Below are 17492 nucleotides of genomic sequence, written 5' to 3'. Positions count from 1 at the left end.
GATCAGATCTTGTCGCGGATGTCGAGATAGGCGCTCACCGCGCTGGTCGCCAGCTGGTCCGGAGAAGCGTCGAGCATCGGCACGCCGCCGCTGCCGAGCCGCCGCACGAGCAGCTGCCGCTCCAGCGCGTAAGACGCCGCCATGCTCCGCACGTAGGCGTCGCCGGCCGTCTCGGGAGGCCGCTCCTCGAGCTCGCGCAGCGCCGGATTTTGCAGCGACATCAGCACGAGATGATGCTGCTTGCGCAGCTTGGCCGCGTACGGCAGCAGCTCGGCGTCATGCAGGTAATGGTCCATGTCGGAAAAGAGCACCGCGAACGAGCGCCGCCGCACGCGCTGCAGCAGGAAGCCGAGCCCTACGGCGGCCCCCGCCTCGGCGTAGTCCGGCGCGATGTCGCTCGCCGCGCGGGTCAGCGTCTGCAGCTGCTCGAGGCCGCGGCCGGGCGGGACGAACAGCTTGACGCGGCTCGAATAAGCGATCAGCGCGACGAGATCGCCCTGCCGGAGCGCGGCGGCGGCCAGCGTCAGCGCCGCCTCCAGCGTCCGGTCGAGCTTGACCCGGCCGTCCAGCTCGACGCCCATCTGGCGGCCGCAGTCGAGCAGCAGCACGAGCGTCTTGCCCTTTTCGGGCCGATACAGGTTCGTCAGCAGCCGTCCGGAGCGCGCCGTCGCACGCCAGTTGACCTCGCGGATGTCGTCGCCGGCCGCATACTCGCGGATCGCGTCGAACTCCGTGCCGCCGCGCTGGCGGCGGTGGATCCGCTTGCCGTCGACGAGCAGCGAGTCCTGCGCCGAGGCGAGCACGCCGCGCACGCCCGACAGGTCGGGATCGATGCGGATGCCGTCCTCGACGGCGAGCTGCGCCTGCTTGCGCCACAGGCCGAGGCCGCCGCTCCAGCGCAGGTCCACCTCGCGGAAACGAAACCGCCCGCGCTCCAGCGCGCGGAGGCGGTACGACGCCTGCAGCCGGCCGCGCTCCAGCGTGCCGGCCGCGCTCCGCCCGTCCGGACGGTCGAAGCGGTCCGGGATGTCGTCGGCAAGCTCCACGCGCAGCGGCAGCGCCGTGCGGCAGGTCAGCTCCAGCCGGACCGCGAACTCGCGGCCGATCTCGGCGCTCTCCGGCAGCTCGCGGCGCGCCGACCAGGCGGACGCACGCGGCAGCCGCGCCAGATCGGCGGCCGACAGCGCGGCGAGCGCTGCCAGCCAAAGCGCGGCGGCCTCCAGCTCGCGGCCGGCCGCTCCGGCAAGCGCGGCCGCAGCCCCGCCGCCGGCCGTCCACCAGGCTAGCCGCGGCGTCGGCAGCGGCGCGCGCCGCAGCAGCCGGTCAGCGAGGGACCGGAACCGATGCCAGCGTTTGCCGGATGATGCTTTCACCGGTCATCCCCTCCAGTTCCGCCTGCGGCGTCAGCAGCAGCCGGTGGCGAAGCACCGGAAGCGCCATTTCCTTGATGTCGTCCGGCGTCATGTAGTCGCGTCCTTCGAGCAGCGCCCAGGCGGACGCCGCCCGCAGCAGCGCGATGCCCGCGCGCGGACTCGCGCCGAGCTGCACGCCGTCGGCGTCGCGCGTGGCGCGCACGAGCGCGGCGACGTAGCCGTAGATGGCGTCCTCGACGACGACGTCCTCGACCCGGCGCTGCAGCTCCAGCAGCTCCTCCGGCGAGACGGCCGGCTCCGGCGCCGCTTCGCGGATGCTGCCGGCCCGCCGATGCGAGCGCAGGATGCCGATCTCCGCCTGCTCGCCCGGATAGTCCAGCACGAGCTTGAACAGGAACCGGTCGAGCTGCGCCTCCGGCAGCGGATACGTGCCGTCGTACTCGACCGGATTTTGCGTCGCGACGACGAAGAACGGCTCCGGCAGCGCGTAGGTCGTGCCCTGGATCGTCGTCTGCCGCTCCTCCATCGCCTCCAGCAGGGCGGCTTGCGTCTTCGGCCCGGAGCGGTTGATCTCGTCGGCGAGCAGCACGTTCGTGAACACCGGCCCTTTGACGACGGAGAAGCTCTGCTCCTGCATGCTGTAGGTCACGCTGCCCGTAATGTCGCCCGGCAGCAGGTCCGGCGTGAACTGGATGCGCCGCCAGCCGCAGCCCGACAGCGCCGCCAGCTCGCGCGCCAGGCTCGTCTTGCCGAGTCCCGGCACTCCCTCCAGCAGCACATGCCCGCCCGCGACGAGCGCGGTGACGAGCAGACGGACGTTGCGGCTCTGACCATGGATCCGCCGCTCCAGCGATTCGACCAAGTGATTCATCTTCTATGTCCCCTTCCCGGCTCGGCGCCGCCTCGCAGCAGCGCCGCCAGCTCGCTTGCTTCCTTGGATCTGTGCCGCCCGCCGCCTTGCGGCCGGCGGCCTGCAGCGGCCGCTCCTCGAGCGCCCGCCGCAGGCGCAGCGCGTCCTCCTCGCTCCAGCGGCTGCGGGCGGCCGCGGCCGCCTGCTCCGGCGACGCCGCCGCAGGCAGCCCCCAGCGCTGCGCCAGCTGCTGCCGCAGCCGCCGCCGCTGCCGCTCCAGCGCCTCGTCCATGAGGCCGAAGCGCTCGTACCAGGCGGCCAGCGCCCGCACCGTCTCGTCGCCGCGCCGCACCGTCCACTCCCGCGGCACGCGCGTCGGACCGAAGCGCTTGCCGGCGCTCCAGAGCGCGAGCAGCAGCGCCAGCAGCAGCAGCGCGCTCGCCAGCAGCAGCGGACGCGGCAGGACGGCGAACGCCCCCGGCGCGGACGTATAGCCGTGATGCTGCTCGTCGAACAGGATCTCCGTCCAGCTTCCCGCGAGCAGCGCGGCCATCAGCTCGGCATGCGAGCCGCTGAGCGCCGTGCCGTTCTGCATCCAGCGCGGCTCGACGACTAGCGTCGCGGAGCCGGAGCCGACGCTCTGGCGCGCCGCCAGCGTGCCGCGCTCGTCGGTCACGAGCGCTTCGCCCTCGCCGTCCAGAACGGCGATCCGCGGCGACGCCTCGGCCTGCGCCTCATCGGCGCCCGGGCCGAGCAGCGCCGACGCGTCCACGGCGAAGAGGGGAGCCTCTTCGTCCGTCCCGGCCTCTTGGTCGCCGCTTACCTTTTCGTCCGATTCAGCCTGTTCATCGGACCCGGTTGCCTCGGACGGCTCGCCTTCATCCGGCGTCGCGCTCCAGCCTTCCGTCAGCTCCCAGAACGGCTGATCCGGCAGATCGCCGAGCAGCAGCACGGAATTCCCCGTCTTCAGCCACTCGTGCAGCGCCTGCCATTCGACCCCGCTGACGCCGGCCGGCTCCGCGGCGATCAGCAGCCGGCCCGAGCCGGCCGGCAGCTCGTCCCAGCGCTGCCGCCACTCGCCGACGAGCGGATGCCGCTCCTGCAGCAGCTCGCGCCATGCCTTGAGCCCGTCCGTATCCGACGAGAAGCTCAGGTTCGGCGGCTCGTCCCGCAGCTGCGGCCGGCCCAGCAGCAGGCCGAGCAGCAGGAACAGCGCCGCAAAAAGAGCCAGCAGCCAGACGCTGCGCTTGCTCCCCATCCTCATTGCGGCACCTCCTTGCCTTCGGCCTCAGCCAGCAGCGCCTTCAGCTCGTCGTACTGAGCCTGCGACGCTTCCAGCCGGCCGTACCAGACGCGCTCGAACAGCCCCATCGCTCCGCGCAGGGCGGGCGCATGCGCAGAGCCGGCCGCAGCCAGCTCCTCCAGGTACTCGCGGTTCGTCTTCCACGCTTCGACCCTCAGCTCTCCGCGCTCCTCCAGCCGGAACAGGAAAGCGAGAAAGACGGCGCGCACGCCGTCCCTCCACTGTCCGCGCTCAGCGAAGCCTTCGCCGAGCCGGGCGTAATGCCGCCAGGAGCGGCTGTCGTCGCCCGCCTCCATCCAGACGCCGGAGCGCAGCCGGCCCGCCGGCCCGAAGCGGCGCAGCAGCAGCCAGCCCATCCAGCCGAGGAAGGCGGCGAGCGCGACGACGATCAGGATGGACAGCAGGCTGATCGTGCCCGGTCCGGGCTTCAGGTCGGGGAAGATCGCGGCGAGCAGCCGTCCGAGCTGCTCCACGATCCAGTCCCACAAGGAAAAGCCCGGCTCCTTGCGGTAGGCGGTATATTCCTCGCGGGAGAGGATCTCCTCCAGCTGCCCCCTTTCCGTCATGGACGAGGGCCGTCCCCGGAGCTGCCGCCCTCATCGGAGCGGTCTGTGCGGTCCGGAGCGCCGTAGCCGCCGCCCCAGCCCGCCGGAGGAGGAGGCGGCGTCTGTCCGCCGTAAGGCTGCGCTCCGTCGAGCAGCGTCTCCAGTCCCCAGCCCTCGCGGCGCACGCGCAGGTCGAAGAACGCGATCGCATACGGCAGCACCCACAGCGATCCGATCAGGATCGAGACGAGCGAGTCGACGAGCGAGTTCAGCACGCCTCCGCCGAAGATCGCGGCCGAGCCGAGGCTCAGCACCCCAGTGAAGATGGCGAGCAGGATCCAGAGCACGAGGTAGAGCAGCAGCAGGCGCCAGAAGCTGCCTTTGGTCAGGCGCCAGCTCGCGCCGACGCCCGTGCCGCTCTCGTTCAGCGCGACGAACGGCAGATAGAACGCCCAGCGGACCGCGAAGAACGTGATCAGCAGCAGGACGCCGATGACTGCGGGAACAAGCAGCAGCATGGCCGGCCCTGCCCCCGCGTCCGTGCCGGACAGCGCCGCGGCGAACAAGATTCCAACCGCGAAAGCGAACGCGACGACAACGAGCAGATACAGCCCGAGCATGATGATGCCGTACAGCAGCGTGCTGCCGGTCAGCGGCCAGAGGCGGCGGAAGCCTTTTTTGAGCAGCTCGCCCGCGCTCGGAATTTCCTCGCCGCGCAGATGCGCCTGCACGAGATGCACGATCGCCGCGACCGAGACCGGTCCGAGCAGCAGCATGAGCACGAAGCCGAGCAGCATCGCCAGCACGGCGCCTCCGCTCAGTCCGGCTCCTTCGCCTGATTCGATCGACTGCAGGTAGCCGTCGATGCCGCCATTCCGGATGGTATCCATGAGTCCGGAGGTCGTGTTGGACGAATCGGTGGCGAGCGCCATCGAGACGATCGCCATCGGGCCGTACAGCGCCAGCATGATGATCGCCAGCGTCGTGAAGTGGGTGCGGTACAGCTGGAAGCTGCGGTCGAGAATGCGGCCGATCCCCATCGGCCTCAGTTGTTGCGGTTGCTGCATGAATGTCCACCCTCCCTATGTATGAAGCCATGCCAAGTGCTGCCCGCCTGCAGGCGCACCACGATTATTATACTACGGATCGCAGGCCCGAGACGGTTCCTTTTTCCTTATGCTCCCAAAAGAATAAAAATTCGGGCGGTCCGCAAGGAACCGCCCGCCAGAGGGGCTTTCGCGCGCCGGCCCGTGCCGCCGGCAAGCCCGTCGAATGGCTTCAGCGCCGGCCCGTGCCGCCGGCAAGCCGGGCGAGCTGCTCCAGCACCGGGCTGCCGGAGTCGAGCGTGATGCGGTCCATGCGCTCGGCGAGCCGCTCCAGCATCTCCAGCTCCTTGAGCCGGTAAAGCGTCTCGTTCTCCTCCATCAGCTTGGCCGTGTTCAGCAGGCTGCGCGTCGAAGCCGTCTCCTCGCGGCGGGTGATGAGGTTCGCCTGCGCCTTCTTTTCCGCCAGCAGCACGGTATTGAGAATGTCGCGCATCTCGCCCGGCAGAATGACGTCCTTGATGCCCGCGCCAAGGAATTCGACGCCGCTCGCGGCCCCGACCGTCCGCAGCCGCTCCAGCGCCTCGGACGCCGCCTCGTCGCGCGCGGCGAGCAGGCGGTCGAGCGTCCTGCCGGCGACGATGTCGCGCAGGATCAGCTGCAGCGAGGCGTGCAGATGCTCGGACAGCGAGCGGATCTCGAGCGTGCGGCGCGGGTCGCTGACGCGGTATGCGCTGACGAAGTTGAGCCGCAGCGTCACCTTGTCGGCGGTCATCATCTCCTGGCCGTGCAGCTCAAGCTGCTGGCGGCGCAGATCGACCTTCTGGACCGACGCCTTGACCGGACCGCGCCAGAACCGGTAGCGGCCGGGACCGAGCTCGCGCTGCAGCTCATGGTCGTAGAAAAGGAAGCCGCGCTCCCAGCTCTCCACCTCCAGCGTCTGCGCATATGGCCCGATCCGCTCCGCGAGCTCCGGCTCGAGCGCCGCCGAGACGTCCGGCTCGCGCATATCGATGCGCTGGAACTCGTGGCGGCCGCCCGCTTTCCAAAAAGCATGCAGGCCCGGCGGCAGCAGCCGCTCGAAGCGTCCGTCGATGCGGTGAGCGGCGTATTCGCCGTCGCCGACCTCCACGACGTCCAGCTCCGCGGCAAGCCTGGCATCCTGCAGGTAGACGGCCAGCGGACCGTCCGGCGGCAGGAACGGCTCGTCGACGCGGCAGGCGACCGCGGTCTCGCGGCGCAGCCGGATCAGCCGCTTCGTTCCAGGCAGGAGCAGTCCTGCATAGCTTCCTCTCCGGTACAGCAAACCGCGCTCGGTCGGCTTGATCGTGACGATTTCGAACATATCGATCATCTCCTTGTATGAGGGCGTGTTTGCATCCTTCGAAGGAAGCCGAATATGGCCGAATTTTTGATTCCTGCGAGGAACGTAGGCGAAAGCGTACCGGGGGTACGTCGAGCCTGCGTGACGAAGCAGGGGGCAAAAAGGCGGTGATAGACGCTCCTGAGCGGGGTTGCAAACACGCCCTAAGTAAGCCGCGAGCCGCCTGCGGCGTCGCGCCGCTCGGCAGGCTGCTTCGGCTCGGAATGGCCGGGGTCGGGCGGCATCCGTCCGCTCGCCCGCGCCCCGGAAGCGTCGGCGGAGCGCCTGCGGGCAGGCGGCCTCCAGACAATTTCCCGCTGCCGTCCCTTCGCGCTTCCCTCCTTGCGCCATGGCGCAAGGAGAGTCGCGAGCGGGCGATCGCTGCGGGGGGAATCGTCCTTCTTGCCGCCGCCGGCGCATGGCGCTGCATGGCCTGCTTCCGGCGCCGCCCTTGGAGGCGCGGCCGGCGCGGATCGGCGGGATCGGATGCCGGTCCCTCGGGTACTGCGCTCGTAGGCTCTTCGCCGTTTTGAATTCATCAACCATGAACGCCCCTGATAGAGCGTCCGGGATTCGAACCCGGTGAATGAACGAGGAGAAAGGACGGCCGTAGCATGCCTGTCGGATCAGCGTCCCGGCACTGCGGAACAGGGCCTGCGGCCGAAGTTCCCGCCTGTCGCCTGACCTTTCCGCTTCATCATAGCCTCCTGCGGACGGGCGGAACAGGGCGGAAGTATGGCGAAGGCGTCCGCTTGGCGGAAAAAAGCGGCAATCCGGCGCGGAGCCGCCCGGGCAGGAAATCAGGCGTGCCGTCCCGAATAAAGCAGGTTCGACAAAAAAGGCTGGATCGAGCGGGAGGAGGAAGCGAGGATGGCGAGAGAAAGCTTCGACAAGGAGATCGAGCTGCTGCGGCTGCTCGTGCTGACGGGCGGCGCGTTCAGCCGCAAGGAGTCGGCGGAGCGGCTCGGCATCTCGGTGCATACGCTCGACAAGGCGCTGCGAAGGCTGCGCGAGGCCGCTTCGGCCGCTGGCGCGGATGGCGCGCCCGGAGAGGACGGCGAGCTTGGGCTCGGCCGGCTGCTGCAGGCGAGGCGCGAGCGGGGCGGCGACCCGCTGCTGCTGTTCCTTTTCCGCTCCCGCTCGCTTAAGGAATCGGAAATCGCACGGCTCTCGCTGTTGCAGGGTGAGCTTGGGAAAGGCGGCCGAACGGCCGCGGAGCTGCTCGACGCCTGCTGCGGCGGCTGGCCGGAGGCGTCGCCGTGGCCGGACGAAAAGACGATCCGCTCCGACCTCGCCTACCTCGAAAAAGCCGGCATCGTCGCGCGCGCAGGCGGCCGTCCGGTGCGCTACCGGCTGCGCGACGAGCTGTGGGCGGCGCTGGAGCCCGAGGAGCTGCGGCGGCTCGAGCTGTTCGTGCATGCGATGGCCCACACGCGGGTGCCGTCGGTGCACGGGTTCCTGCTGCAGGACAGCCTGCGCCGCCTGCTCGGTCGGGACGGCGCGCTCAGCGCCGGCGTCGGCTTCGCCTACCGCTACGACTGCCGCATCCTCGACGAGGCGTACCTGCATCCGCTGCTGGCGGCGATCGAGGAGCGGCGCACGGCGAGCTTCGAGTACTTGACGCCGAAGTCGGAGCATCGCTACGCCGCGCGCGGCACCAATCCGCTGCATGCGCGGACCAGCCCGGCGCGGCAGATCGCGATGCTTCCGCTCAAGGCGGTCTACGACCACCAGTACGGCCGCTGGTACGCGCTCGGCTTCACGCGCGCCCACGGGCTGAGCGCCTGGCGGATGGAAGGAATGAGCGGACTGGCGATCGGCGGGGCCGCCGATCCCGAGCTGTTCGCCCGCAAGCGGGAGCAGCTGGACGCGCGGCTGCGCACGAGCTGGCTCGTCGATCTGGGCGAGCCGACGCGCGTTTCCGTGCGGTTTTTCCGGCCCGAGGGGGCAGAGTACGACTTCGTCCGCGAACGGGTGCTGCTGCAAGGCCAATGGGGCGAGACGACGGAGGAAGGACCGGAGTCGTTCCGGTACGACATCGAGGTGAACGGGACGAGGGAGATCCGCCCGTGGCTGCGCAGCTTCGGCTCCAGCTGCGAGGTGCTGGAGCCGGAGGAGCTGCGGCAGGACATGATCGAGGAATGGAAGGAGCTGGCGGAGACGTATGGAGCTGCTGTTCGACAAGGCGCACAATCATGAGCTAAGCCGCCGCATGGCGGAGGCGGGCGCCGTCGCCGTGACCGGGCGCGAGCGCGCCTGGCTGAAGCTCATGCTGGAGCATCCCGCCGCGGAAGGCTTCCTCGGCGTGGCGGCGCGCGCCAAGCTCGCGGAGCTGCTGGCCGAGGAGCCGCCGCTACCGCTGGGACATCTGGACGAGAAGGCGCGCAGCCGGGAGCGGCGGCTGTATTCGCCGCTGCTCCCGGAGCTGGCGGCGATCATCGCGGGCCGCAGCGGCATGCGGCTCGCCTACAGCGCCAAGGGCGGCGGCGAGCTGCGCCATGCCGAGGGCTACCCGTACCGGCTCGACTACGCGATGTCGACCAAGCAGTGGTATCTGCTTTGGCATCGCGCCCAAGGACGGCCGCTCATGCGCACGCGGCTCACCCATGCGCATGGCGTGGAGGAGCGTCCGCTGCCGCCGGGCGAGGCGGATCGGCTGGACGCGGCGATCGCGCGGCTGACGGCGCGCTCGCAGGAGGAGGTCGAGCTGGAGCTCCTCCCCCGCTACAACCGCGAGCTCTCGCGCATCCTGTACGCGCTCTCCTGCTTCCGCCAGGAGGTGCGCTTCGACGCCGCCGAGGGCGTCTACCGCATCGCGCTCCGCTATCCGCGGGACGAGCGCGGCTTCCTGCTGCAGAAGCTGCGCTTCCTCGGCAAGCGGGTGCGCGTCGCCGATGGCGCTGCTAGCGCTGCTCTGCAGGAGCAGATGAGAGCCAGCGCGGCGAAGGCGCTGGCCCGGTACGGGATTCGGCTGGAGGCCGTTGCCGAGGCGAAGGCGGAGGTTGAGGCGGGCGAGGCGGAGGCTGGGGCTGACGCGGAGGCTTAGACGGCAGCCCAACGCATCCAAGGCACTTTTATGCCTTGGTCGGGCTGGTTCGGCGGGTTTTGAATGCATCCAAGGCACTTTTATGCCTTGGTTGGGCCGGTTCGGCGGGTTTTGGAACGCATCCAAGGCACTTTTATGCCTTGGTTGGGCCGGTTCGGCGGGTTTTGAACGCATCCAAGGCACTTCTATGCCTTGGTTGGGCCGGTTCGGCGGGTTTTGAACGCATCCAAGGCACTTTTATGCCTTGGTTGAATCGGTTCGGCGGGTTTGAACGCAACCAAGGCACTTTTATGCCTTGGTTGGGCCGGTTCGGCGGGTTTTGAATGCAACCAAGGCACTTCTATGCCTTGGTTGGGCAGGTTCGGCGGGTTTTGAACGCAACCAAGGCACTTCTATGCCTTGGTTGGGCAGGTTCGGCGGGCTCGCGCGATACTACAGCATATAAAGAAGGGGCAGATCAAGGCCGATCCGCTCGGCCTTGGTCTGCCCCTATCTATTGCTGCCCTCACACCGGTAGCGGCTGGTTGAACGCACGGAAGACGACCGTCGGCTCCGTCGGCACGTCGCCGGCACGAGTCGCCGCATCCGTGCCGACACTCTCCACATCCGCGGCACGTCCCGCCTCATCCGTGCCAACTCTCCTCGCATCCGTGCCGACACTCTCCGCATCCGTGCCGACACTGCCCGCATCCGAGGCGCGGATCGCCGCTCCGGCGCCGAACAGCTCGCCGCGGCGAGGCGCGCAGGAGAGCTCCACCCGGCGCGACTCTCCCGGCAGCAGCGTGAAGTACGCCTCGCTCGCCTCCATCCACCAGCCGTCGGTCGTCTCCTCCGGCCGCACATGCAGCGCGGCTTCCGTGCCGTCGTTGGCGATGACATAGGCGCGGCGCAGGCGCGGACTGGCTGCCGGTCCGCCCGCTTCGGGCGGCGCCTGCTCCCAACCGCCCAGCGGCTCGGCCCGCAGCGCGGCGGCCATCGGCTCCAGCGCGGCGGCATATACCTCCGGCGACCGCGTAGAGAAGAAGTAGTCGACGGGAGGAGGCGCATCCATCCCCTCGATGCGGAGACGGACGAGCAGCAGGCCGTTGTAGGTGTCCTGCACGACCCAGTCCAGCGTTCCGATTCGGAGCGAGCCGCTTCCCGCGCCCGTTTCCCCGCCGGCCGGCGCATCGAACGTCTGCTCATGCAGCAGCGCTCCGCGCAAGTCCCTCACTTCGGCGCGTACGCGGAGAAGCGGCGTCACATTCGCCTCGAGTCCCTCATCCATCGCCTGGCTCGACTGGCCCGCATCCAGCTCGCGCCCCTCGCCGCTCGCCCTTCCCGCCTGGCTCGCCTCTCTCTCGTCCATCTGCGGATTCGACTGGCTCGACTGGCCCGATGCCAACCCGCCGCCTTCGCCCGTCGCCTGGCTCGCGCCTCTCTCCATCATCGCCGTACCCGCCAGCCCCGCGTCCAACCCGCGCACCTCGCCCGCCGCCAGACCCGCCGCCGCTCCCGGCCTGCGATGCAGATGCACCGCCGCCTGCAGCCGGCTGCCCGCCGGCGCGTCCAGCGAGCGGTAGTCGAGCGACGCATGCGTGCCCTCGAAGGCCGAGCGGGTCCAGTAGTAGGCCATTTTCGGCTCCATGTAGTAGTCGACGAGATTCGTGCAGCTGGCGTTCGGCCACGGCTCGTTGAGCTGCCAGATGATGCTGCCGCTCTGCCGGCCCTGGCGGCGCCGGTTGGCCTCGAGGATGAAGCGCAGCCCTTCCGCCTGGATCCACTGGCTCGCGTCGGAGAACGCCTGCAGGTCGGCGAAGCCGCCGAACAGCTCCGTATCGCGGCCGAACGTGTCCCACCATTCGCCATGGTGGCGCCAGACGAAGCTCTCCTCCATCGACACCGGCTTCCGATGAGGCTCCGACAGGAACTTGCGCAGGCTTTTCACGCTGCTGACGCCGTCGACGCCGAACTCACTGTGGAACAGATGGTCCGCCTCGGCGTACAGCGGGTAATGGCCCGGATTGCCCATGTACTTCCAGTGGCCGTGGACGTCGTGGCTGACGCCCTTCTCGCTAGTGATGTACTGCCTCGGACCGGACGCCGACGTCGGCAGGAACAGCCGCTGCGGATCATGCTCGGCGACGAGCGCCCGCAAATAGGCGAGGTTGGCGTCCTCATACGTCGAAGGCCGGTCGGGCGCGCTCATCAGCTCGTTGCCGCCGCTCCACACCGCCAGCGACACATGGTTGCGCCGCGTCTTGAGCGCCTGCACGGCGCTGCGGCCGAGCAGCTCGAGGAAGCGCGGCTTTTGGGACGGCTCGTTGTCGATGCCGGAGCTGGACTGGATGAACTCCTGCCAGACGAGGATGCCGAGACGGTCGCACAGGTCGTACAGCTCTTCCTTTTCGATGAGGCCGCCGCCCCACACCCGCAGCAGGTTGAGATTCGCCCGCCGGGCGAGACGCGCGAGCCAGCCGTAGCGCTCCGCTCCGACGTTGCCGTACAGATGGTCGAGCGGCGTCAGGTTCGCGCCTTGAATGTAGATCGGCTGTCCGTTGACGACAAACGTGTACGGCAGCGCGTCGTCCGGTCCGCCCGGGTTGCGCCGGTACTCGATGCGGCGGATGCCGGTCCGCCGAGTCGTCTCCTCCGTCAGCCGGCCGTCCGCGAACAGGCGCAGCCTCAGCTCGTAGAGCGGCTGCTCGCCGTATCCGTTCGGATGCCACAGACGCGGCTCCGGCACCTCCAGCTCGGCCCGGACCGCTCCGTCCGCGACCGGACCGCTCCAGCGGGCGGCCGTCCGGCCGTCCGGATCGAGCAGCTCCAGCTCCGCTGCAGCTCCGCCCGTCCCTTTCTCCACGCGCGCGAGGGCCGCGACCGACACGACTCCCGTACCGTCCTCGCGCACATTCGCATGCAGCGCCAGCTCGTCCAGCGAGACGGCGCGGCGGACGCGCAGCGAGACGGTGTCCCAGATGCCGACGTTGACGAGCCGGGTCGAGAAGTCCCACTTGTAGTTGAAGCGGCTCTTCTGCGTGAACGTCTCGCTCGTCTTGCCGATCTGGCCCATCTCGTCCGGCGCCTGCTTGAGGATGATCTGCAGCTCCGCCGTCTCGCGCTCGCCGAGCAGCTCGGTCACGTCGTAGACGGCCGGCTCGTACATGCCTTCATGCTCGCCGAGGCGGCGGCCGTTCAGCGAGACGATCGCCTCGTAGTCGAGTCCGGCCAGCACGAGCTCGGCCCGGCAGCCCGGCTCAAGCTCCGGCCGCGCGAAGCGGCCGCGATACACCCACCAGCGGTTCTCCACCCATTCGACTGCCAAGCTGTTCGTATCGACATACGGATCGGGGATGAGCCCCGCCCGGTACAGATCCTCATGCACGCCGCCCGGCACCGTCGCCGGGATCCACTCCGTCACGCCGAGCAGCTCATTGCCGATCTCCATGCTCGTGCCCTTCAGCGGCACCCACGGCCAGAATCCCTTTACTTCCCATGCCGCATCCAGCTTCCGCATCTCCATGTCGCACCCAACCTTCCCTTATTCGAAAGCAAAAGCAAACCTGTTCCTCCATCGTATCAACGCCTTCAAATTAATTCAACTGTTTCGTTTTGTTAAATTCGAATTCGGATCGACGCAGACTTCGATGGCAAAGGAAAAGGGCCGGCCCGCTCGTCGATGGCTCGACGTGCGGGACAGCCCTTAGAGGAGTGCCGTCATTCATAAGGCCGGACGGTGCGGATCGATCCGTCCTCTTCGTGATGCAGCTCCGTGAACTTGACGCAGCGCTTGTTGTCGGCGCCGCCGGAGAGCGAGCTGTCGTGGTAGAACAGATACCACTTGCCGTCCCACTCCACGATCGAGTGATGGGTCGTCCAGCCGACGACCGGCTCGAGGATCGTCCCCTGGTAGACGAACGGGCCGAGCGGATCGTCGCTCGTCGCGTAGACGATCTTGTGCGTCGTGCCGGTCGAGTACGACAGGTAGTAGCGCCCCTGATGCTTGTGCATCCACGGTCCCTCGAAATAGCGGCGCTCCTCGTCGCCGGCCGCGATCGGCCGGCCGTCTGCGTCCACGATTGACAGCTCCGCAGGTGCGCTCCTCAGCGACAGCATGTCGTCCGCCAGCTCGGCGGCGCGAGGTCCGAGCGCCGGCTCGTCCCCGGTCGGCCCTGCGGCGTCCGGATCGAACGCACCGGCCTGCCATTTTTCCAGCTGTCCGCCCCACAGGCCGCCGAAGATCAAATAGGCGCGGCCGTCGTCGTCGACGAACGCCGCCGGGTCGATGCTGAACGTGCCGTCGATCCAGCTCGGCTCGGCCCGGAACGGACCCTCCGGCCGCTCGCCGACGGCGGCGCCGATGCGGAAGATGCCGTCCTCGTCCCGCGCCGGGAAGAACAGATAATACTTGCCGTCCTTGCAGGCGGCGTCCGGCGCCCACATCTGGCGGGACGCCCACGGCACGTCGCGCACATGCAGCGCTTGGCCGTGGTCGACGCAAGGCGCGTCCGCGGCGTCCATCGACAGCACATGGTAGTCCTCCATGTCGTACTGGTCGCCGTTGTCGTTGGACACGCGCTCGTGGTCGAGGTCATGGGACGGATAGACGTACAGCTTGCCTTCGAACACATGGGCCGACGGATCGGCGGTGTAGATATGGGTGACGAGCGGCTGGTTGAAGCTCGGTTTGGCGGTCATCGTACCATCCTTTCTGAAGTCGCAAGTCGCAGGGGCAGGGGCAGGCTCAGGTGCGGGCTCAGGCGGATCAGCCCTTGACCGAGCCCGCTGTCATGCCCTCGACGATCTGGTTGCTGAGCGCGAAGAAGGCGATCAGGATCGGCAGGATGCTGATCATGAGCGTGGCGCCGATCGCGCCCCAGTCGGCCGAGTACTGGCCGATGAAGTTCTGGATGCCGACGGTCAGCGTCTTGAGCGTGTCGCTGCTGATGAACGTGTTGACGAAGACGAACTCGTTCCAGTTGTAGATCATGTTGATGATGACCGTCGTCGCCAGCACGGATGCCGTCATCGGCAGCACGATCTGGAAGAAGATGCGGTTGACGGAGCAGCCGTCCATGACGGCCGCCTCCTCGACCTCGCGCGGCAGCGTCTCGTAGAAGCCGAGCAGGATCATGATCGTCAGCGGCAGGTTGAACGCGGTGTACGCCAGGATGATCGAGAGCGGATGGTCGGTCAGGCCCGCCTTCATGAACATCTGGAACAGCGGGATGAGCGTCGAGTGGATCGGAATCATGATGCCGACCATGAACAGACCGAGCACGGGCTTTTTCCAGCCCCACTTCATGCGCGTCAGCGCGAATGTGACGAGGCTCGCGAGCAGCACGGTCGCGGCGACGGCGGCGACGGTATACCAGACGCTGTTGAAGAAGTACTGGCCGATGTTGCCCTCGGTCCATACCTTCTCGTAGTTCTCCCACTTGGGGCTGGCCGGCAGCGAGAGCGGAGACTTCGTGAAGATCTCCTGCGTGTCCTTGAGGGAAAAGACGGCGAGCCAGAGCAGCGGGAACACCTGCGCGACGGCGATGAGGGCCAATGCGGCGTACAGGAGCGTCTTCAGGACCGGGCTGGCGGCAGAGCGCCCGGCAGGGCCGGCTTCTGCGCGAGCCGCGGCGAGTCGTTGCGACATGTCGGTTGGCTCCTTTCGCTTACGAGTATTGGACCTCTTCGGACGAGGTGAGCTTGCGGATCAGCCAGGTGACGACGAGGCAGATGAGCAGCAGGAAAAATCCGATCGCGCTGCCGTAGCCGAAGTCGTAGCTGCTGAACGCCTGCTTGTACATGTAGGACGCCATGACCTCGCTCGCTCCGTTCGGCCCGCCGCCGGTCATGACGTAGATCAGGTCGAAGTACTTGAGCGAGCCGACGACCGCCAGCACGACGGTCATCTTGGCGACGCCGGCGATGAGCGGCAGCTTGACGCGCAGCGCGATCTGCAGCGGGCTCGCGCCGTCGATCCGCGCCGCCTCGACGAGCGAGGACGGGATGTTCTTGAGCGCCGCGTAGTAGATCAGGATGTAGAAGCCGGCGTACTGCCAGATGATCGGGATGAAGATCGACAGCAGCACGAGGCTCGTGTCGGACAGCCACTCGACCGTGTCGGGCAGGCCGACCGCGCCGAGCAGCGTGTTGAGGATGCCGTTCGTCGGGTGGTAGATCTTGGCCCACAGCTGGGCGATCGCGACCGAGCTCAGCAGCATCGGGATCAGGTACAGCTTGCGCAGCAGGTTCGCGCCCTTGATCTCGCCGGCGAGCACGAGCGCCACCGCCAGATAGCCGAGCAGGCTGAGCGCGGAGAACGCCGCCAGCAGCAGCGAGTGGCCGGCGCTGTCCCAGAACGCCGCGTCGCGGACGAGCTTCGCGTACTGGTCGAGCCCGGTGAACGCCATCTCGCCGATGCCGTCCCATTTCATCAAGCCGTAGTAGCCGGTGAGCACGATCGGCACGTAGATCAGGACGAGCACGAGCAGCAGCGCCGGCAGCACGTAGAGGGCAATCATCTTCTTGTTGGACATCACTTTATCCATGCTTGTTCACGCTCCTTCGCAGGTTCGGGCAGGCGGTGCGGCGGCAAGCGAAGAGGAGGACCTGCTCCCGCCTCGCGGGACAGGTCCTCCTCGGAGGCCGCGCGGCTGCGGAATCAGCCTGCGTCCTGCTTCAGCGCCTCTTCATGCTGCTTGGCGAAGTCCTCCGGCGTCACTTCCTTGCCGAACAGCGCCTGGATCATGTTCAGGTGGACCTGCGCGACGGCCGGGCTCATCTGCACGTCCGCGAACAGCGTGATGTTGCTGGCTTTGCCGAGCTCGTTCAGGATGTCGATATACATCTGCGGCAGATCGACCTTGGACGTGTCGACCTTGGTCGCCGGGATGACGCCCGCCTTGGTGACCGACTGCTCGCCCCATTTCTCGACGAAGAACTTGACGAACTTCTTGGACTCTTCCTTGACCTTGGAGTTCTCGGCGACAAACAGCCCTACGCCCGGTCCGCCGACCCAGCTGTCGATGTCGCCCTTGCCGCCCTCGATCGTCGGGAACTTGAAGAATCCGACCTGGTCGCGGAACTCCTGCGGGATGGACTCGTTCGTCGTGAAGTTCGGCAGCTCCCATGTGCCCATCAGGTACATGGCCGCCTTGCCGCTCAGGAACTCGGCCTTGCCCTCGTCGTTGGACAGGCCGTTGAAGCCCTTGTTGAAGGCGTTGCCGTCGACGAGCTTGCGCACCTCGTCCGCCGCCTGCACGAGGCTCGGATCCTCGAACGAGCCGGAGCGGTCGATCGCCTTCTTGAGCGTCTCCGCCCCGCCGAGCCGGTCGGCCAGGTACATGTACCAGAGCGAGCCGGTCCAGCGGTCCTTGTTGCCGAGCGCGATCGGCGCGACGCCGTTCTGCTGCAGCGTGTCGACCGCCTTCTGGAAGTCGGCGTACGTCTGCGGCACTTCGAGGTTGTATTTGCTGAAGATCGCCTTGTTGTAGTAGACCGGCGTGATGTTCAGCTCAAGCGGCAGCGCGTACGTCTTGCCGTCCACCGCGTACGCCTCTGTCGTGCCGGAGACGAACGAGTCCTTCAGGCCGCCGGCCAGCGTGTCGTCGAGCGGCGCGAACAGATTGCCTTTGACATAAGGAGTCAGGAACCCCGCCGCCCACGTCATGCCGACATCCGGCAGGTCGTTGGACGCCGACAGCACCTTGAGCTTGTTCTTGTACTGCTCGTTCTCCAGAATCTCCTGCTTGATCGTCACGTTCGGGTTGTCGGCCTGATATTGGGAAATGATGTCGTTCACGATCATGTTCTGCTGCTTGGAGCTGCCGGCCGGCCACAGATGCATCATCTTGATCGTAATCTTCTCGGCCGAGCCCGAGCCTGCTCCGGCGTTCGCGGCTTCGCCGCCAGCCGAGTTGCCGCCGCAGGCGGTCAGCGCCAGCAGGGACGCCAGCGCGGCCGCGCCCAGCACGGAGGTCGATTTTTTTGCCAT

13 protein-coding genes and 1 pseudogene are annotated in these 17492 nt (G+C 67.8%); 3 read left to right on the top strand and 11 right to left on the bottom strand.

The window, feature by feature from the left end; all coding sequences use genetic code 11:
- Window positions 1-2: 2 nt before the first annotated feature.
- Together B8V81_RS15450 and B8V81_RS15445 are read right to left on the bottom strand one after the other, a co-directional pair.
- Window positions 3-1373 carry a DUF58 domain-containing protein gene (locus B8V81_RS15450; RefSeq protein ID WP_101808682.1) on the bottom strand — a complete coding sequence of 457 codons (1371 nt, stop codon included), beginning with the start codon at window positions 1371-1373 and terminating at the stop codon, window positions 3-5.
- Complete coding sequence (locus B8V81_RS15445; RefSeq protein WP_028597913.1) at window positions 1324-2244, bottom strand: AAA family ATPase; 921 nt, start codon at window positions 2242-2244, stop codon at window positions 1324-1326. Before B8V81_RS15445 ends, B8V81_RS15450 begins: the two co-directional genes overlap by 50 nt.
- 5 nt (window positions 2245-2249) lie before the next feature.
- Between B8V81_RS15445 and B8V81_RS25305 the strand changes: the two genes are divergently transcribed.
- Entirely contained in the window at window positions 2250-2717 is a 468-nt protein-coding gene (locus B8V81_RS25305; protein WP_180968462.1) for a hypothetical protein, read from the top strand.
- Between the two features lie 56 nt (window positions 2718-2773).
- Here B8V81_RS25305 and B8V81_RS26280 read toward each other — a convergent pair.
- The 4 genes and pseudogenes from B8V81_RS26280 to B8V81_RS15425 all read right to left on the bottom strand — a co-directional run.
- Window positions 2774-3481, bottom strand: a pseudogene (locus tag B8V81_RS26280) (DUF4350 domain-containing protein); the annotation flags it as partial.
- 2 nt (window positions 3482-3483) lie between these two features.
- A complete protein-coding gene (locus tag B8V81_RS15435) occupies window positions 3484-4092 on the bottom strand; it encodes a DUF4129 domain-containing protein (protein WP_101808680.1) in 609 nt (202 codons plus the stop codon).
- Window positions 4089-5138: a glycerophosphoryl diester phosphodiesterase membrane domain-containing protein gene (locus tag B8V81_RS15430; protein ID WP_146000507.1), complete on the bottom strand. Its 1050-nt coding sequence runs from the start codon at window positions 5136-5138 to the stop codon at window positions 4089-4091. The genes B8V81_RS15435 and B8V81_RS15430 overlap by 4 nt, the downstream gene beginning before the upstream one ends.
- A 211-nt stretch (window positions 5139-5349) precedes the next feature.
- Window positions 5350-6459 carry a slipin family protein gene (locus B8V81_RS15425; RefSeq protein ID WP_028597909.1) on the bottom strand — a complete coding sequence of 370 codons (1110 nt, stop codon included), beginning with the start codon at window positions 6457-6459 and terminating at the stop codon, window positions 5350-5352.
- Between the two features lie 888 nt (window positions 6460-7347).
- On the opposite strand from B8V81_RS15425, the gene B8V81_RS15420 reads away from it, so the two are divergent.
- Window positions 7348-8676 carry a helix-turn-helix transcriptional regulator gene (locus B8V81_RS15420; RefSeq protein ID WP_101808678.1) on the top strand — a complete coding sequence of 443 codons (1329 nt, stop codon included), beginning with the start codon at window positions 7348-7350 and terminating at the stop codon, window positions 8674-8676.
- Complete coding sequence (locus B8V81_RS15415; protein ID WP_101808677.1) at window positions 8642-9523, top strand: WYL domain-containing protein; 882 nt, start codon at window positions 8642-8644, stop codon at window positions 9521-9523. Before B8V81_RS15420 ends, B8V81_RS15415 begins: the two co-directional genes overlap by 35 nt.
- A 505-nt stretch (window positions 9524-10028) precedes the next feature.
- Here B8V81_RS15415 and B8V81_RS15410 read toward each other — a convergent pair.
- From B8V81_RS15410 to B8V81_RS15390, 5 genes are all read right to left on the bottom strand, one after another.
- Window positions 10029-13025, bottom strand: coding sequence for a glycoside hydrolase family 2 protein (locus B8V81_RS15410; RefSeq protein ID WP_101808676.1), 2997 nt, complete (start codon window positions 13023-13025; stop codon window positions 10029-10031).
- Between the two features lie 194 nt (window positions 13026-13219).
- The gene (locus tag B8V81_RS15405) at window positions 13220-14200 is read right to left on the bottom strand and encodes a glycoside hydrolase family 43 protein (RefSeq protein WP_101808675.1); all 981 of its coding nucleotides are present in this window, start codon (window positions 14198-14200) and stop codon (window positions 13220-13222) included.
- Between the two features lie 67 nt (window positions 14201-14267).
- Window positions 14268-15149: a carbohydrate ABC transporter permease gene (locus tag B8V81_RS15400; protein WP_028597903.1), complete on the bottom strand. Its 882-nt coding sequence runs from the start codon at window positions 15147-15149 to the stop codon at window positions 14268-14270.
- Window positions 15150-15168: 19 nt separating this feature from the next.
- A complete protein-coding gene (locus B8V81_RS15395) occupies window positions 15169-16047 on the bottom strand; it encodes a carbohydrate ABC transporter permease (RefSeq protein ID WP_101808674.1) in 879 nt (292 codons plus the stop codon).
- Between the two features lie 113 nt (window positions 16048-16160).
- Window positions 16161-17492 (bottom strand): extracellular solute-binding protein, encoded by a 1332-nt coding sequence (locus B8V81_RS15390; RefSeq protein WP_101808673.1) that lies wholly within the window; start codon window positions 17490-17492, stop codon window positions 16161-16163.

The organism is Paenibacillus pasadenensis, assembly GCF_002864175.1.
Taxonomy (GTDB): Bacteria; Bacillota; Bacilli; order Paenibacillales; family Paenibacillaceae; genus Paenibacillus_O; species Paenibacillus_O pasadenensis.
The sequence above is the reverse complement of the archived record's forward strand: the minus strand, read 5'-3'. Positions and strand labels throughout refer to the sequence as shown.

Excerpts from the sequence above, each read along its gene's own strand:
- B8V81_RS15445 (WP_028597913.1), bottom strand. The coding sequence starts at position 2,244 with ATGAATCACTTGGTCGAATCGCTGGAGCGGCGGATCCATGGTCAGAGC.
- B8V81_RS25305 (WP_180968462.1), top strand. The coding sequence starts at position 2,250 with ATGTCCCCTTCCCGGCTCGGCGCCGCCTCGCAGCAGCGCCGCCAGCTC.
- B8V81_RS15435 (WP_101808680.1), bottom strand. The coding sequence starts at position 4,092 with ATGACGGAAAGGGGGCAGCTGGAGGAGATCCTCTCCCGCGAGGAATAT.
- B8V81_RS15430 (WP_146000507.1), bottom strand. The coding sequence starts at position 5,138 with ATGCAGCAACCGCAACAACTGAGGCCGATGGGGATCGGCCGCATTCTC.
- B8V81_RS15425 (WP_028597909.1), bottom strand. The coding sequence starts at position 6,459 with ATGTTCGAAATCGTCACGATCAAGCCGACCGAGCGCGGTTTGCTGTAC.
- B8V81_RS15420 (WP_101808678.1), top strand. The coding sequence starts at position 7,348 with ATGGCGAGAGAAAGCTTCGACAAGGAGATCGAGCTGCTGCGGCTGCTC.
- B8V81_RS15415 (WP_101808677.1), top strand. The coding sequence starts at position 8,642 with ATGGAGCTGCTGTTCGACAAGGCGCACAATCATGAGCTAAGCCGCCGC.
- B8V81_RS15410 (WP_101808676.1), bottom strand. The coding sequence starts at position 13,025 with ATGGAGATGCGGAAGCTGGATGCGGCATGGGAAGTAAAGGGATTCTGG.
- B8V81_RS15405 (WP_101808675.1), bottom strand. The coding sequence starts at position 14,200 with ATGACCGCCAAACCGAGCTTCAACCAGCCGCTCGTCACCCATATCTAC.
- B8V81_RS15400 (WP_028597903.1), bottom strand. The coding sequence starts at position 15,149 with ATGTCGCAACGACTCGCCGCGGCTCGCGCAGAAGCCGGCCCTGCCGGG.
- B8V81_RS15395 (WP_101808674.1), bottom strand. The coding sequence starts at position 16,047 with ATGGATAAAGTGATGTCCAACAAGAAGATGATTGCCCTCTACGTGCTG.
- B8V81_RS15390 (WP_101808673.1), bottom strand. The coding sequence starts at position 17,492 with ATGGCAAAAAAATCGACCTCCGTGCTGGGCGCGGCCGCGCTGGCGTCC.